The 14,189-nt window shown below is 35.7% G+C and carries 15 protein-coding genes and 2 pseudogenes; 2 read left to right on the top strand and 15 right to left on the bottom strand.

The window, feature by feature from the left end; translation table 11 throughout:
- From NAAC61_RS09385 to NAAC61_RS09355, 8 genes are all read right to left on the bottom strand, one after another.
- Positions 1 to 990 carry a hypothetical protein gene (locus NAAC61_RS09385; RefSeq protein ID WP_202695867.1) on the bottom strand — a complete coding sequence of 330 codons (990 nt, stop codon included), beginning with the start codon at positions 988 to 990 and terminating at the stop codon, positions 1 to 3.
- A 13-nt stretch (positions 991 to 1,003) separates the two neighbouring features.
- Positions 1,004 to 1,438 carry a ribose 5-phosphate isomerase B gene (gene rpiB / locus NAAC61_RS09380; protein WP_202695866.1) on the bottom strand — a complete coding sequence of 145 codons (435 nt, stop codon included), beginning with the start codon at positions 1,436 to 1,438 and terminating at the stop codon, positions 1,004 to 1,006.
- Positions 1,439 to 1,454: 16 nt separating this feature from the next.
- Positions 1,455 to 2,072, bottom strand: a complete 618-nt coding sequence (gene lexA, locus NAAC61_RS09375; RefSeq protein WP_202695865.1) for a transcriptional repressor LexA — start codon at positions 2,070 to 2,072, stop codon at positions 1,455 to 1,457.
- Between the two features lie 44 nt (positions 2,073 to 2,116).
- On the bottom strand, positions 2,117 to 2,500 hold the full coding sequence (locus NAAC61_RS10845; RefSeq protein ID WP_237729866.1) for a DNA gyrase C-terminal beta-propeller domain-containing protein: 384 nt from the start codon (positions 2,498 to 2,500) through the stop codon (positions 2,117 to 2,119).
- Positions 2,458 to 4,557, bottom strand: coding sequence for a DNA topoisomerase (ATP-hydrolyzing) subunit A (gene gyrA, locus NAAC61_RS09370; RefSeq protein WP_237729865.1), 2,100 nt, complete (start codon positions 4,555 to 4,557; stop codon positions 2,458 to 2,460). Before gyrA ends, NAAC61_RS10845 begins: the two co-directional genes overlap by 43 nt.
- A gap of 29 nt (positions 4,558 to 4,586) precedes the next feature.
- Positions 4,587 to 6,524: a methionine--tRNA ligase gene (metG, locus tag NAAC61_RS09365; protein ID WP_121959092.1), complete on the bottom strand. Its 1,938-nt coding sequence runs from the start codon at positions 6,522 to 6,524 to the stop codon at positions 4,587 to 4,589.
- 472 nt (positions 6,525 to 6,996) lie between these two features.
- Positions 6,997 to 7,221 carry a type II toxin-antitoxin system HicA family toxin gene (locus NAAC61_RS09360; protein ID WP_012209056.1) on the bottom strand — a complete coding sequence of 75 codons (225 nt, stop codon included), beginning with the start codon at positions 7,219 to 7,221 and terminating at the stop codon, positions 6,997 to 6,999.
- Positions 7,221 to 7,427 carry a type II toxin-antitoxin system HicB family antitoxin gene (locus tag NAAC61_RS09355; protein ID WP_041534088.1) on the bottom strand — a complete coding sequence of 69 codons (207 nt, stop codon included), beginning with the start codon at positions 7,425 to 7,427 and terminating at the stop codon, positions 7,221 to 7,223. The genes NAAC61_RS09360 and NAAC61_RS09355 overlap by 1 nt, the downstream gene beginning before the upstream one ends.
- 181 nt (positions 7,428 to 7,608) lie before the next feature.
- On the opposite strand from NAAC61_RS09355, the gene NAAC61_RS09350 reads away from it, so the two are divergent.
- Positions 7,609 to 9,357 carry a proline--tRNA ligase gene (locus NAAC61_RS09350; protein ID WP_202695864.1) on the top strand — a complete coding sequence of 583 codons (1,749 nt, stop codon included), beginning with the start codon at positions 7,609 to 7,611 and terminating at the stop codon, positions 9,355 to 9,357.
- Between the two features lie 458 nt (positions 9,358 to 9,815).
- On the opposite strand, the gene NAAC61_RS09345 is transcribed toward NAAC61_RS09350, so the two are convergent.
- From NAAC61_RS09345 to NAAC61_RS09325, 6 genes are all read right to left on the bottom strand, one after another.
- The gene (locus NAAC61_RS09345) at positions 9,816 to 10,445 is read right to left on the bottom strand and encodes a tetratricopeptide repeat protein (protein ID WP_202695863.1); all 630 of its coding nucleotides are present in this window, start codon (positions 10,443 to 10,445) and stop codon (positions 9,816 to 9,818) included.
- A gap of 144 nt (positions 10,446 to 10,589) precedes the next feature.
- Entirely contained in the window at positions 10,590 to 10,799 is a 210-nt protein-coding gene (locus NAAC61_RS09340) for a DUF4351 domain-containing protein (protein WP_202695862.1), read from the bottom strand.
- 94 nt (positions 10,800 to 10,893) lie between these two features.
- Positions 10,894 to 11,424 (bottom strand): hypothetical protein, encoded by a 531-nt coding sequence (locus NAAC61_RS09335; RefSeq protein WP_202695861.1) that lies wholly within the window; start codon positions 11,422 to 11,424, stop codon positions 10,894 to 10,896.
- Between the two features lie 151 nt (positions 11,425 to 11,575).
- On the bottom strand, positions 11,576 to 11,803 hold the full coding sequence (locus NAAC61_RS09330; RefSeq protein ID WP_233552342.1) for a UPF0175 family protein: 228 nt from the start codon (positions 11,801 to 11,803) through the stop codon (positions 11,576 to 11,578).
- 134 nt (positions 11,804 to 11,937) lie between these two features.
- The gene (locus NAAC61_RS11135; RefSeq protein WP_273542597.1) at positions 11,938 to 12,069 is read right to left on the bottom strand and encodes a hypothetical protein; all 132 of its coding nucleotides are present in this window, start codon (positions 12,067 to 12,069) and stop codon (positions 11,938 to 11,940) included.
- Between the two features lie 101 nt (positions 12,070 to 12,170).
- A complete protein-coding gene (locus NAAC61_RS09325) occupies positions 12,171 to 12,800 on the bottom strand; it encodes a tetratricopeptide repeat protein (protein WP_121567258.1) in 630 nt (209 codons plus the stop codon).
- Between the two features lie 272 nt (positions 12,801 to 13,072).
- Here NAAC61_RS09325 and NAAC61_RS09320 point away from each other — a divergent pair.
- Positions 13,073 to 13,459: pseudogene (locus NAAC61_RS09320) on the top strand (ATP-binding protein); the annotation flags it as partial.
- Positions 13,460 to 13,998: 539 nt separating this feature from the next.
- Here NAAC61_RS09320 and NAAC61_RS09315 read toward each other — a convergent pair.
- Positions 13,999 to 14,189, bottom strand: a pseudogene (locus NAAC61_RS09315) (Rpn family recombination-promoting nuclease/putative transposase); the annotation flags it as partial.

Below are 14,189 nucleotides of genomic sequence, written 5' to 3'. Positions count from 1 at the left end.
TTAAACACCTCTCAAAAGGGACTTAAACTCCAAAAGAAGATCTTTCAGCTCGCCAAAATTCAAAAGTAAATCCACAAAGCCATCCTCTTTTAGTAATATTTCTCTTATAGGTACGTTGTTCACTTTAGCCTTAATATTTTGAATTTTTGATGATTTCAAATCTTCGAAACTTCTTATCTTTTCAAATATCTCTTGAAATTTTTCTTCACGTATATAGCCGAATTTAAAACTCAAATACACAAGAAACGCAAAAGACAAACTCTCATTTTGAACAAAATCAGATTTTACAGAGGTATCTGCTATGTATTTCATCAATTTGGTTCCAGGAAAGGGTAAATCGTTAGAATAAAGTGACAAAACAAACTTAACAGCAGAATAAAGATAATCCTCTAAATCTAAACGGATGAAATTTTTAGAATACTTCAAAGATAAGCTAGCAAAGTTGTTATCGAACAAAAGTCCCAAAATATACCCCAAGAAAAAGTGGTTTTTCATATCTTTTTTATCTAAAAATTTACAAAAATACGGGTCTATATAAACTAGATCGGGATAACCTCTAACCTTCAAAAAATTCCTGGTGTAATTCATATCTAAATAGAACTCTCCCGAAACGGGTAAATATATCATAGAAGACAGCGTTGTTGGCATAACTGTGAGGGTCCCGGTTGGAAAATCCAAAGTATGAAAAACGTAGCCAACCATATCTATCAAGGAACCTCCACCTATCACCACTAAATTACTGTAACTACCTTCCACAATGACTTTACAAAGTTCTAAATATTTATCGAAATACTTGGTCTCATTGCCACCTTTAACATAAAAGATATTTTTATCAGTACCTGGATTTAAATGATTTTTCAAATTGGAATCAATTATCATCAAAGTCCCGTATTTCGACGCGTATCTTTTGGAAAATTCTTTGTAATACCCTTGGCTTATATTAATATTAATGTCTTTTTCAATACCCTTTGAAAAACTAATACTTTTCATTTTTTTGTCCTTTTTACTTGATTTCGTCGATTTTATCGACACGCCTTTTATGTCTTCCACCTTCAAATTCAGTCGATAAAAACTTTACTACCGTCCAAATGGCTAAATCGATGCCCATAAGCCTACCTGCCAAAACCAAAACATTGGCATCGTTGTGTTTTCTGGCGTATTCTGCCATCGAGGGATACAAGCACAGAGCCCCTCTAACCCCTTTGACCTTGTTCACTGCGATTGACATACCTATTCCAGTACCACAGATACCAATGCCGAAGTCCGCTTCGCCTTTGGTTACCTTTTCACCAAGTTTTTTGGCATAATCAGGATAATCGACACTCGCATTGGAATTAGTTCCCAAATCTATTATATCGAATTTCTTTTCTAAAAGATAATTCTTAAGCTGTTCTTTCATCTCATATCCGGCATGATCGGAAGCAATTGCAATTTTCATGAAAATTCGCTCCTTTTTATAGCACTCTTATTAAGCCTACCATCTTCCCTTGTATCTTTAAACGATCGGCTTTGACCTTTATCTCTTTCATACTTTTATTTTCTGGTACAAGCAGTACTTCGTCTTCATTCAGCCTTTTGTACCTTTTAAGTGTTGCTTCATTTCCATCGATCAATGCAACCACTATGTCTCCATCCATTGCGTAATCTTGTTTACGTATTAAAACAAAATCACCGCTTTTGATCTGTGCCTCTATCATGGAATTTCCTTCAACTCTGAGTGAAAAATATTCGTAATTTTTAGGGAAAAAATTAGTAGGTATGGGGATGTAATCACTAATTGTTTGTATAGCTTCAATGGCATCTCCTGCTGCTATCTTTCCAGAAACAGGAGCTAAAGTCTCTGTGGCGAAAATTTCTCCCGATTTTGGCATCATCTTTATTCCACGTGAGACATTTTTACGCTCGATGTAACCCTTCTTTTCCAAAATTATAAGGTGCTTATGTGCCGCTCTGGGACTTTTAAAATTAAAATGTTTCATAATATCTCTGATACTTGGAGCAAAACCGTTTTTTTCCATATAAGATTTTATGAAGTCCAGGACCTGTGACTGCCTTTTTGTCAATTCCTCCATCTTTTTAACCCCTTCCATGCTTAATAATTATAATTATTATAACACTACTCTTCATCATTTGCTTGAACTTCAATGGCTCCGACAACTGAATCGTCTTCATCCAGTCTTACAATTATAACACCTTGGGTGATCCTTCCTAAAACATTTATATTATTTACATTTACCCTAATAGCCTTACCTTTTTTAGTGAATATCAGTATGTCTCTCCCATCTTCGACACTCATAGTAGCAACTATTGGACCTATTCTAGATATATCTCGTACCGTTTTTACACCAATTCCTCCACGATTCTGCGGTTTGTAAGAATGGAAAGAAACTCTCTTCCCATAACCCCTTTCAGTGATCAACAAAAGTTTTTTACCTTCGTCGACCTTTACCACGTTGATCACTTCATCGCCTTCGCGCAATTTAATTGAGTTGACACCCATTGCGGTTCTTCCCATCGTACGTACCTGGAAGAGTTAAACATTAACGACATCCCTAGCTTTGTCACAATTAACAAATCTCTATCTGATCCGTCAAGCAAAACCACATCCACAACTACGTCTTTATCAACCAGATTGATTGCTCTAATACCGGAAGCTCGTGCACTGCTGAACTCTCTCAAAGAGGTTCTCTTCACCTTGCCTTGTTTTGTAAAAATGAGAATATCCTTATCGTAATCACCGTCTAAAGATATGGCAACGATGCTTTTTATCTCTTCCCCTTCATCTAAACTGATGAAGTTAGCGATATGCTTGCCTTTTGTATTTTTCAAAGTAGTCTCTATCTCGTATGCGTTTATTTGATACGCTTTACCAGCGGAACTAAATAGCATTAATTTGGATAATTTGTTAGTGTATATGACCTCTTTTACGTCATCTTCATCAGAAATTTTTAATCCTTTTACACCTTTTCCGCCTCTCCCTTGAACCTTGTATTCCGAAGAAGGAATGGCTTTGAGATATCCCCACTTGGTTAAAACTATTACCACATCTTCATCTTGAATCATTTCAACCTCTTCGGCTAAATCCCCTTTGTTATACAGTATCTCCGTTCTTCTTTTATCACCAAACTTGTTTGCTACTTCGTCCAGCTCTTTTTTAATAACTCCTAACAGTCTTTCTTTTTTCTGCAGAATATCCATGGCGTTTTCTATATCTTTGTATAGGTTCTTCAATTCTTCACTCAAATTGGTACTTTCAAGTTTTGAAAGACTGATCAATCTCATGTCTGCGATAGCTTTTGCCTGTTCTTCACTCACACCTATCGTTTCTTGAAGATTTTTCAAAGCTTCCTGAGGATTTTCTGAGTTTCGTATGATCTCAACCACCGTATCAATACCTTGAACCGCTTTGATAAGCCCTTCAACTATATGAGCCCTTTTCCTTGCCTTTTCTAACTCGTACTGTGTTCTTCTAGTTATGACGTTAACCCTGTGATCCAAGAAGCTCTGTAAAAGCCCTTTCAAATTCATCAAAGAGGGCTTTTCGTTATCGATTACATTCATTTGAACGTAAAAATAGGATTGAAGATTTGTGTGCTTGAACAAATCGTTGATCAATTTCTTAACGTTAGCGTTTTTTCTCAGCTCTATTACCAGTCTTATTCCCTCTTTATCACTCTCATCTCTAACGTCTTTTATCCCGACATCTTTCTTTTGTTCCTTAGCCTTAACCACGTATCTTACAATTTGTTCGATGATATCGGCTTTAGAAACGTTGTAGGGAATCTCATCAAAAACGATAGAGGTTCCTTTACCTTCGTCCTCTATTCTGTACTTTCCTCTAATCGTTATCTTCCCTCTACCTGTTTCATAGAGTTCTTTCAACCCTTCTCCGTCCACAACTTGGCCACCTGTTGGGAAATCTGGTCCTTTAATATGCTTCAACAGATCCGCTACTTCAGATTCGGGTTTTTCTATTAACAATTTCAAAGCTGCTACAAGTTCGTTTAAATTATGAGGCGGGATATTGGTAGTCATTCCCACGGCTATCCCGCTTGCTCCGTTCATCAAAAGATTAGGCACCATTGTAGGTAAAACAACAGGCTCACTCAAGGAACCATCGAAATTCTCCCTAAAATCTACAGTTTCTTTCTCGATATCCTTGAGCATATACTCTCCAAGTTCAGGCATACGGGCTTCTGTGTACCTCATAGCGGCAGGAGGATCGCCGTCTATCGATCCAAAATTTCCTTGTGCCTCAACCAAAGGATACCTCATAGTAAAAGGTTGCCCCATTCTAACTAAGGCATCATAAATAGCCGCATCTCCGTGTGGGTGATACTTACCCATCACCTCACCAACGATACGGGCATTTTTTTTGAATGAAGAGTTATGTTTCAACCCCAATTCGCTCATGGAGTAAAGTATTCTTCTCTGAACAGGTTTCAACCCATCTCTAACATCGGGTATAGCCCTGCTTACAATAACGCTTAAAGAATAAAGTAAGTAAGAAGTTTTTAATTCTTCAGTAAAATCTTTGATAAATATTTTATCGTCCATCTATTAGTATTACCTCCATTAAAAATCTTTTAAGAAATCTTTGAACCAGGTTCAACATCTTTATCTACCGTCAGAATGCTCAAATTACCGTTTCCATCTTTAGCGGCTAAAAGCATACCTTCGGATAATTCCCCCATTAATTTGGCGGGTTTTAGATTAGCGATGATTATTATCTTCTTATCAACTAAATCTTCAGGTGAATAAAAGCTTTTGATGCCTGCGATAACTTGCCTTTCACCCATCTGCCCTAAATCAAGATGTAATCGCAGTAGTTTGTTAGACTTTTCGATATTTTCTGCCTTTACCACTTTGGCAACTCTCAAATCGATCTTTTTAAAATCCTCTATTTCTACTATATTTTGAACGTTTTCACTTTCTGGCATTACTTCGTCCTCCTTGTTGATATTTACCGTTTTGATTATTCTTTTCCAACTCTTCACATCGATTCTTTGGAATATGGGATCACCTTTCACAACTTTAACTCCACTGTGTAAAAGGCCCTTTTCAAGGTTTTCTCGATTTAAAATTTCCAAACCATAACCTATCTTTTTTAACATCGTTTCAGAAGTATCTGGCATAATTGGATAAATCAAAATAGAAATAATTCGAATAACGTCGAGCAGATTGTACAAAACGGTGGACAATCTATCTTTTTCATTTGGATCGTTCCCCAAGATCCAAGGCTCAGTTAAATCGATGTATTTATTAGAAAAACGTATGACTTCCCATAGATTTTCAAGGGCTTGTGTAAACTGATACCGCTCCATCAAATTCAAATAAGCGTTTTTCTTACTCTCTAGGAGTTCTAAGAGTTCTTCATCCACCTTGTCTTTTCTTTCAGGTTTTGGTATGACACCATTAAAATACTTTTCAACCATCGTGAGTGTTCTATGCACTAAATTACTTAAATCATTGACCAAATCAGCGTTGTACCTAGTAATTAAGTTTTCTTCCGAAAAATCTCCATCCCTACCAAAGGCAATATCTCTCAACAAATAATACCTTATAACATCTCTACCATATGCGTCCATCAGAATCCTTGGATCAACGGCGTTACCCAAAGATTTTGAAATCTTTTGTCCATTGACCGTTAGCCACCCATGTGCGAATACCTTCTTCGGCAAAGGCAACCCCACTGACATCAACATAGCGGGCCAAATTAGCGAATGGAACCTATTTATTTCTTTTCCAATAAGGTGTAAATCTGCAGGCCAGTACCTGTTGAATTTCTGTTGATCGTCAGAATAGCCTATCGCACTTACATAATTAATTAACGCATCCACCCAAACATACACCACATGTTTTGGATCACTCTTTAAAGGTATTCCCCAATCGAACGTAGTCCTAGTGATGCTGAGATCTTTTAACCCATCATTCAAAATTTGCAACATCTCATTTCTTCTAAAAGATGGTTCCACAAAGTCCGGATTATTTTCATAATGCTTCAACAATGGTTCGGTATATTTGGAAAGTTTAAAAAAGTAATTCTCTTCCTCTACCCATTTCAATTCTCTATTACATTCAGGGCAAAGCTTAACGCCATCTTGCGTGACTATCTCAGATTCATCCCAAAAGGATTCATCGTGTATGCAATACCAACCGGCGTATTTTCCTTTGTAAACGTCTCCATTCTCCATCATCTTATCAACAAACATCTGCACGGTCTTTACATGATAATCATCTGTTGTTCTAACAAAATGATCGTAACTAATCCCCATTTCATCCCATAAATTTTTAAATTTTGAAGAAAGTGAATCAACATACTCCTGTGGAGGTATATTCTTCTCTTTTGCTGCCTGTAACACCTTTTGCCCATGTTCATCCGTTCCAGTCAAAAAGAAAACATCGTACCCCATCATTCTCTTAAATCTTGCTACTATATCCGCAACTATCGTCGTATACGCTGAACCAATATGTGGTTCACTGTTAACGTAGTAAATCGGTGTAGTGACGTAAAACTTATCCATCAATGGCACCTCCAAAACTGTTCTACCTTCTTTCCTTTGTCGAATTGTGAAGTCTATCCTATTATATCACATTGAGATTGTTTTGGTATTCTCATATATTCTCTAGAAGTTTAAGCTTTCAGCAAACTTCAAAGTGAAAGGACACTAATCAAATCATTAAAAAGATATCACCCCTCATAAAAGATATAGGAGTGATATTTATTTTAAAAACTCAAGAATCTCTCTACTACCATTACTTCAATATTTCTTTTAGTTCTTCTATATCCGTGTTTTGGTTTGATAAGTTTATTATTGGTAGTTCTATTGGTTTTACTGGGATTATCTTAGGAAAATTGGCATTTTTAGCCCCTTTGTGAAAATATTTAGAGCATGTCGCTTGACGTTGTGCGGATAAAAAAATCTACCACCAGCAAATTGGGCGAAAAGAAACGCAGCCTTTTATCCGCTGTTAGGCAATTTTGGGCTTTCTTTCTCATTTCATCGCAGACAAAAACTCTTCAACTGTTATACCAGCACGAGCAATGAGTGACCTCAAAGTTCCTCTTGCAACTTCACGATGATCAGGGACAGATAGTGTGGCAATGTGTTTCCCCTTCACAAGAATAATATGACTACCTCGTTGCCTTGCTACTTCCCATCCAAGACGTTCAAAAACTTTTACAACTTCACGCCCGCTTAAAAGTGGAAGTTTTTCCATTAAACCGATACCTCTACTTCACGCATACTAACGGTGAGAGGCATACCTCTTTCGGCTCGCACCTCAAGGCACTGCTTTATTGCATCTTTGATATTCTCAATCGCTTCTTGTTCGGTTTTTCCTTGACTTACACATCCAGGGATAGAAGGACATTCTACTACGAACATGCCATCCTCATCCCGATCAATTGTTACGATAAATTTCATAGTTTATCCCTCCTCGTACAAAAGGTTCTCGTATAAAAGGATCTTTTTATTTATTATTTTAATTATACCAAAAGACTCAATATATTTTATTACAGTAAAAATTTAACTTAACAATATTTCTATGATATAATTTCTCAAAGTACAAAAAATTAAATATGCTAAAAAAATCGGAGGGATAATCTTGAGATTTTCCAAACTATATGCTCCTACTTTAAAAGAAACACCATCTGATTCTGATATAAAAAGTTACGAGTTATTGATCAGAGGAGGGTTTATTAGAAAGATCTCATCAGGTGTTTACAGTTATCTTCCCCTTGGATGGAAGGTCATAAGAAAAATCGAACAGATAGTCAGAGAAGAAATGGAAAAGATAGGTTCTCAAGAGATCATGCTACCCATAATACATCCAGCAGAGTTGTGGAAAATGACGGGAAGATGGGAAGATTACGGACCAGAATTGATGAAACTTAAGGACAGACACGATAGAGAGTTTACTTTAGGTCCCACACATGAAGAAATAGTCACATTTTTGATGAAAAATGAGCTTAGATCGTACAAACAGTTCCCGGTCAACCTTTTCCAAATAGCCACTAAGTTTAGAGATGAAATAAGGCCAAGGTTCGGGGTGTTAAGGGCAAGAGAGTTCATCATGAAAGACGCCTACACCTTTCACACCGATTACGAATCATTGCATGAATACTATCAACATTTCTATGATGCCTACTCAAATATCATAAAAAGAATAGGCTTGAAATATGTCGTTGTAGAAGCTGATACAGGTGCAATTGGTGGTTCTTTCTCTCATGAATTTCACGTACTGGCACAAAATGGTGAGGGTGAAATATTTTACTGTGAAGAATGTGGCTATGCAGCCAGTGATGAAAAGGCAAGATCGGGTGAAGATTTTTCAGTAGATGAAAATGAAGCCTTCAAAGAAATGGAAAAAGTAGACACCCAACACGCCAAAACCATCGAAGAAGTCGCCAAATTCCTGAATGTTTCTGAAAAGAAGTTGATAAAATCGATACTGCTAAAATCCGGTAAAGGATGGGTGATGGCTCTAATTAGAGGAGATTATGAGATAAACCTCGCAAAGGTCAGATCGGTTCTTCAAGATCAAAGCTTAGAACTAGCCGATCCGCAAGACGTTCTAAAAGAATTTGGTGTAAACGTTGGATTCATAGGTCCAATAAACATACCCGAAAATGTCAAGATTATTGCAGATCTAAGTGTAAAATCCATAAAAAATGGGGTTATAGGGGCTATGGAAGAAAAAGCCCATTACATCAATGCAAACGCCGAAAGAGATTTCAGAATAGATTTATTTGCAGACATTAGATACGTAAAAGAAGGCGAAAAATGTCCAACCCAAGGATGTAATTCTACACTCAAACGAACAAGAGGCATAGAAGTTGGTCAAATTTTTGAATTAGGAGACAAATACTCTTCAAAAATGAACGCAGTCTTCACCGATGAAAATGGAGAACAAAAACCTTACATAATGGGATGCTATGGATGGGGGGTATCAAGAACCTTAGGGGCAATAGTCGAACAATTAAACGATGAAAACGGAATAATCTGGCCCAAAAGCGTTGCGCCTTTTGAAGTGGCAATAATACCGGTTGCCATGAACGATGAAGCAATTGTAAGCACATCGCAAGAGATCTACGATTACTTTTTAAAAGAAGGAATCGACGTCATTATAGACGATAGAGAAGTCTCCGCTGGATTTAAGTTCAAAGATATAGATCTAATCGGAGTACCGATAAAAATTATTATTGGCAAACGTTTAAAAGAAGGAAAAATTGAGCTAAAACAAAGAGATAAAGAAGAAAGCACGTTGATAGAATTCAAAAACGTAAAAGAGTTATACGATAAAGTAAAAGAAACATTAGAAAACTATGACCCAACTCAAAATTTAAGCGTTTGAGCAGTTGCGGGCAAAGCCTTACCATCCCTTTCCTTATGGGTGAGCAGCGGGGCTTGCCCTTTTGCTGATCTGTGCAAAAAGCTTTTTGCCGATCTTTGCTAAATGGTCTTTTTCGTAATGTTTTTGAATAATTTTCCTAATCTCATTTGCTTTGCAAATGATGTATTGGTTTTGGGGTTCTTAAGGGGCTTGCCCCTTAAAGTATGGTGCTAATAAAATCATTAAAAAAGATATCACTCCTCTTTTATGAGGAGTGATATCTATCACTACCACAATTCACTTAAAAATATCAAAAATCTACTTTACTACAACTACTTCACTAACTCTGTTAGCTCTTCTAATGTAATATTTGTAATGTTTTTCTTTATTTGATTTATAGTTTCTTCATTTGCTTTTCTGATCTTTTCTTCTCCCCCCTACTTTCATTGCTAACTTTGTTCATACATTTTGCTCTTTTTTCAATTTTCTTCTAAATCATTCATTATTGAGTTGATTTCGTTCTGAATGACATCACGTCCATATGTAAATTTATATTTATCAATAATATTAAGAGCGTCCTTAAGGTATTTCAGAGCATTCTCCAAATCTCCTTTTTCTTGGTAAATAAATCCAATATTGCTCAAAGCAATTTCTTCTCCCTCTTTGTGATCTATCTCTCTAAAAATTTTTAAAGCTTCTTGGAGGTATTTCAGTGCATTTTTCAAATCACCTTTAGCTTTAAAGATTAGCGCAATATTGCCCAAATCATCTGCTTCTCCCTCTTTGTCTCCTTCTTCTTGGTCTATTTTTAGAGCTTCCTCATGATATTTCAGAGCATTCTCCAAATCTCCTTTTGTTTGGTAAATCAAACCAATATTGTTCAAAGTAATTGCTTCTCCCTCTCTGTGATCTAGCTCTCTAAAAATTTTTAGAGCTTTCTGATGGTATTTCATAGCCTCCTCCAAATCACCCATCTCTGAATAAATCACGCCCATATTGTCGAAAATCATTGCGTCTTCTTTACAATAGTCTGTCTCCTTGTCTAATTCTAGAACTTCTCGAAGGCGTTCCTTGGTTTTTTGCGAATCATCTTTTTTATGGCCATTCATAAAGATCCTCCTTGCAAAATATGTATAGACCTCTAAAATTTGTTTTAGCGCCCCTTCGCCCGCAACCCACCCATCTCAGGAATGAGGTTTAGGCTTCGCTCTGGGGCCCATCCAAAAGATCAGATAGAGTTTCGCTACTTACAACTACTTCAATAACCCTTTTAGTTCTTCTATGGTTATCTCTAACAAGTTATCTCCTATATAATCTATTGTCTTTTTGTCTGCTGCTCTTATCTTAGCTTTTAACTCTTTGGTTAATCGTCTACCAAATCTTTTGTTTAATATTTTAATTGTCAATTCTTTTTCTCCTTCTTCAACGCCTTCTTCAAACAATGAAGTTCCGATCTTTGTCATTCGTATCACCTCTTTCAGTTCGTTTATGTACTCATCTCTTACATAACTATCAGAGAACCCTAATAACGATCCTATTACCGCTTCTTTTTTGTCTTCATCTGGTATTTTGATTGGCTAACTCTAATGCTTCTTTTGTCACTTCTTCTTCGCTTTTTTCGTTTCTCATCAATGGCAAGAATACTAAATCCATTAAGTCTTTTTTCGTTAGTTCTTCTTCTTTTTCTATCTTTTCTTTTATCTCTTCATACCTTTTTATTCCATCGTACTTTATCATGAATACTTGTTGTACTTTGTATTTAATAGAACCCATGTCCAATTCATTTTCTGCACTTTCGTATTTTCCAGAGTACATTACTACCGTGTTTATCTTTCTTCTTTCTTTTTGGTATAACGCTATGTCGTATTGCGCAAATTTTAGTAAGTCGGCTTTCTTCCAGGTCGTTTGAAATTCTAAGTGTAACAGTGAGTTGTCCTCTAGTTCGAATACAAAATCCGTGTTTTGGTTTGATACGTTGATTACTGGTATGTCTATCGGTTTTACTGAAATTATCTTTGGAAAGTTGAGTTCATGATATTCGGCGGTTTCGTCTTTGTGAGTATTTCCCGTTCTGTTTGTGTCTTTCATTGTTTCCCCCCTCGATAGTTTGTTGAAGTATTTAAATTGCATCATATGTTTTTGAAAATCGCTTTAGATCTTAAACATAAATACATTCATTCAAACTATACCTCTTATTTCTCACGCTAAAACAATTAGACAACTTGTGTCAGATATCTAATTAGGCATTTTTCACATCATTTCTTAATTCTTCAGCGTTGTAATTAAATAGCGAGATATCGAAACGACCCATTATTTCAATAAAAGTTCTTTCGGAAAGTTCTGCTAGTTGTGCAGCTTCTCCTAAGGATAACTTGCCTTCTTCATATAATTTTGAGGCTATCAACAATTTAATTTCTTTTTCATTTAAATCGATAAAATCTGGAAGATTTACAGATATAGTTTTCATAAAAGGCTCTTCATATAATATTTCGCTCCCCACCCATAAGGATATACTTATATACAGATATTATAACTCAAAAAACTTTCCTTAACTAAATCTACCGTCGTCTTTTGATTGTTGCAGTTTGTGAACATTTTTCTCTAGCCATCCTTGGCAGCGTTAGGCTGAATAGGTGTACCTTTTGTTTCTTTAAATGGGGAATGAACTATCCCAATGGGAGTGTATTTAATTTCCATCATACTTTTAGCTAACTTTCCTACTTCCTCAAACATTCTTGGCACCCCCATTTCTTCTAACTCAAGTATAATGAGTTTTATAGCACCCTTCCCCCCTACTTCCATTGCTACCTTTGTTCATACATTTTGCTCTTTTTTCAATTTTCTTCTAAATCATTCATTATTGAGTTGATTTCGTTCTGAATGACATCACGTCCATTTGTAAATTTATATTTATCAATAATATTAAGAGCGTCCTTAAGATATTTCAGAGCATTCTCCAAATCTCCTTTTTCTTGGTAAATAAATCCAATATTGCTCAAAGCAATCTCTTCTCCCTCTTTGTGATCTATCTCTCTAAAAATTTTTAAAGCTTCTTGGAGGTATTTCAGAGCATTTTTCAAATCACCTTTAGCTTTAAAGATTAGCGCAATATTGCCCAAATCATCTGCTTCTCCCTCTTTGTAGCCTTCTTCTTGGTCTATTTTTAGAGCTTCCTCATGATATTTCAGAGCATTCTCCAAATCACCATTTGTTTGGTAAATCAAACCAATATTGTTCAAAGTAATTGCTTCTCCCTCTCTGTGATCTAGCTCTCTAAAAATTTTTAAAGCTTTCTGATGGTATTTCATAGCCTCCTCCAAATCACCCATCTCTGAATAAATCTGACCAATATTGTCCAAAATCATTGCGTCTTCTTTTCTATAACCTGTCTTCTGGTCTGATTTTAGAACTTCTCGAAGGTGTTTCTTGGCCTTTTCCAAATCATCTTTTGTATGGTCCATCATAAAGATCCTCCTCGCAAAATATGTATAGACACTTTAGAAACTCTAAAACTTGTTTTAGCGCCCTTCCCCCGCTGCCTACCCTTCTAAGGGAAAAACTTGACGCCCATTAAACCCAGCAGCTCGTCCATAAGGATATACTTATATACAGATATTATAACTCAAAAAACTTTCCTTAACTAAATTTACCGTCATCTTTTGATTGTTGCAGTTTGTCAACATTTTTCTCAAGCCATCCTTGGCCGCGTTAGACTGAATAGGTACCAAGAAATGAGTTATTGGCAGATGTGTTTTTCAAAGCTGAACTAATAGAGGCTGGGGGTAGAGGAACCATAAAAATTATTGATGAATGTAAAAAAGCAGGATTACCAGAACCCGAATTTAAAGAGGAGTTTGGCGGTTTTGCAGTTTATTTCTATAAAGACATTTATACAGAAGATAATTTAAGAAAAATTGGGTTAAATGAAAGGCAAATAAAAGCGATAAAGTATGTAAAAGAAAAGGGAAAGATTACGAATAGGGAATATCAGGAAATTACCAATGTATCTAGGCAAATGGCAACTATTGATCTCGCAGAGATAGTGAAGAAGGGGATATTAACAAGGATTGGAAAAGCAGGCAAGGGAATTGTCTACCAATTGACTAAATTGACTAATAAATGACCAATATTTGACTAATGGAAAATGAAAAAAACATATCAGGAATCAAACAGTTGTTTTTAGAAACACAGCCACAAATGACTTAAAAGATTTAATGGATTTAATAAACAAGAAAATTTTTAAATTTGAAGGAAAAGATAGAAATAGTCGCTCTGTTATCAAATAATTTGGCAATTAGTTGGCGAATATTTGGCGAATATTTGGCGATATTGGCAATTACTTGGCAAAAAGAAAAGTAGAGTACCAACACCGACAGAAAGATGCCATTTAAGATCAAAAGGAAAAGTAAAGACAAAAATGAATAAACTCTATTTTAAAAAAATTTATAGACGATAATAGATTCAAAAAATTTCCTGAGTTTGACAGTTACAAAAACGTAAGAATTCTAAAACAGGCATGAATAAATGTTCTGTTCCGGCTATCAACGACAGGACATAAAAAAATATGCCTCATTGAAACAATCACAACAAAGGAGTGATATTTTTTAAGAACAGAATTATATCTCGAATTCTTGAGATTGGTATAGAATTACCCTTCTACAACTATTTCAATATTTCTTTTAGTTCTTCTATGGTTATACTAAGAATGCTCTTCTTTATTTGGTTTATAGTTTCTTCATTTTCTTTTCTGATCTTTTCTTCTAATCTTTTATCAAAATCTTCTCCAAACCTTTGATTGAGAATTTCTATGATTAATTCTCTTTCTCCTTCAATTTTTCCTTCTACTTTTCCTT

Origin of the sequence: Petrotoga sp. 8T1HF07.NaAc.6.1 (genome assembly GCF_016772115.1) — a bacterium.
In the GTDB taxonomy this organism is placed as follows: domain Bacteria; phylum Thermotogota; class Thermotogae; order Petrotogales; family Petrotogaceae; genus Petrotoga; species Petrotoga mobilis.
Note: the sequence above shows the minus strand (reverse complement) of the source record. Positions and strands in the feature narration are given on the sequence as shown.

Coding starts and splice junctions, on each gene's coding strand:
- NAAC61_RS09385 (WP_202695867.1), bottom strand. CDS start 990: ATGAAAAGTATTAGTTTTTCAAAGGGTATTGAAAAAGACATTAATATT.
- NAAC61_RS09355 (WP_041534088.1), bottom strand. CDS start 7,427: ATGAAATTTATCGTAACAATTGATCGGGATGAGGATGGCATGTTCGTA.
- lexA (WP_202695865.1), bottom strand. CDS start 2,072: ATGGAGGAATTGACAAAAAGGCAGTCACAGGTCCTGGACTTCATAAAA.
- NAAC61_RS09360 (WP_012209056.1), bottom strand. CDS start 7,221: ATGGAAAAACTTCCACTTTTAAGCGGGCGTGAAGTTGTAAAAGTTTTT.
- NAAC61_RS09330 (WP_233552342.1), bottom strand. CDS start 11,803: ATGAAAACTATATCTGTAAATCTTCCAGATTTTATCGATTTAAATGAA.
- metG (WP_121959092.1), bottom strand. CDS start 6,524: ATGGATAAGTTTTACGTCACTACACCGATTTACTACGTTAACAGTGAA.
- rpiB (WP_202695866.1), bottom strand. CDS start 1,438: ATGAAAATTGCAATTGCTTCCGATCATGCCGGATATGAGATGAAAGAA.
- NAAC61_RS09345 (WP_202695863.1), bottom strand. CDS start 10,445: ATGAATGGCCATAAAAAAGATGATTCGCAAAAAACCAAGGAACGCCTT.
- gyrA (WP_237729865.1), bottom strand. CDS start 4,557: ATGGACGATAAAATATTTATCAAAGATTTTACTGAAGAATTAAAAACT.
- NAAC61_RS09325 (WP_121567258.1), bottom strand. CDS start 12,800: ATGATGGACCATACAAAAGATGATTTGGAAAAGGCCAAGAAACACCTT.
- NAAC61_RS09340 (WP_202695862.1), bottom strand. CDS start 10,799: ATGACAAAGATCGGAACTTCATTGTTTGAAGAAGGCGTTGAAGAAGGA.
- NAAC61_RS10845 (WP_237729866.1), bottom strand. CDS start 2,500: ATGGGTGTCAACTCAATTAAATTGCGCGAAGGCGATGAAGTGATCAAC.
- NAAC61_RS11135 (WP_273542597.1), bottom strand. CDS start 12,069: ATGTTTGAGGAAGTAGGAAAGTTAGCTAAAAGTATGATGGAAATTAAA.
- NAAC61_RS09335 (WP_202695861.1), bottom strand. CDS start 11,424: ATGAAAGACACAAACAGAACGGGAAATACTCACAAAGACGAAACCGCC.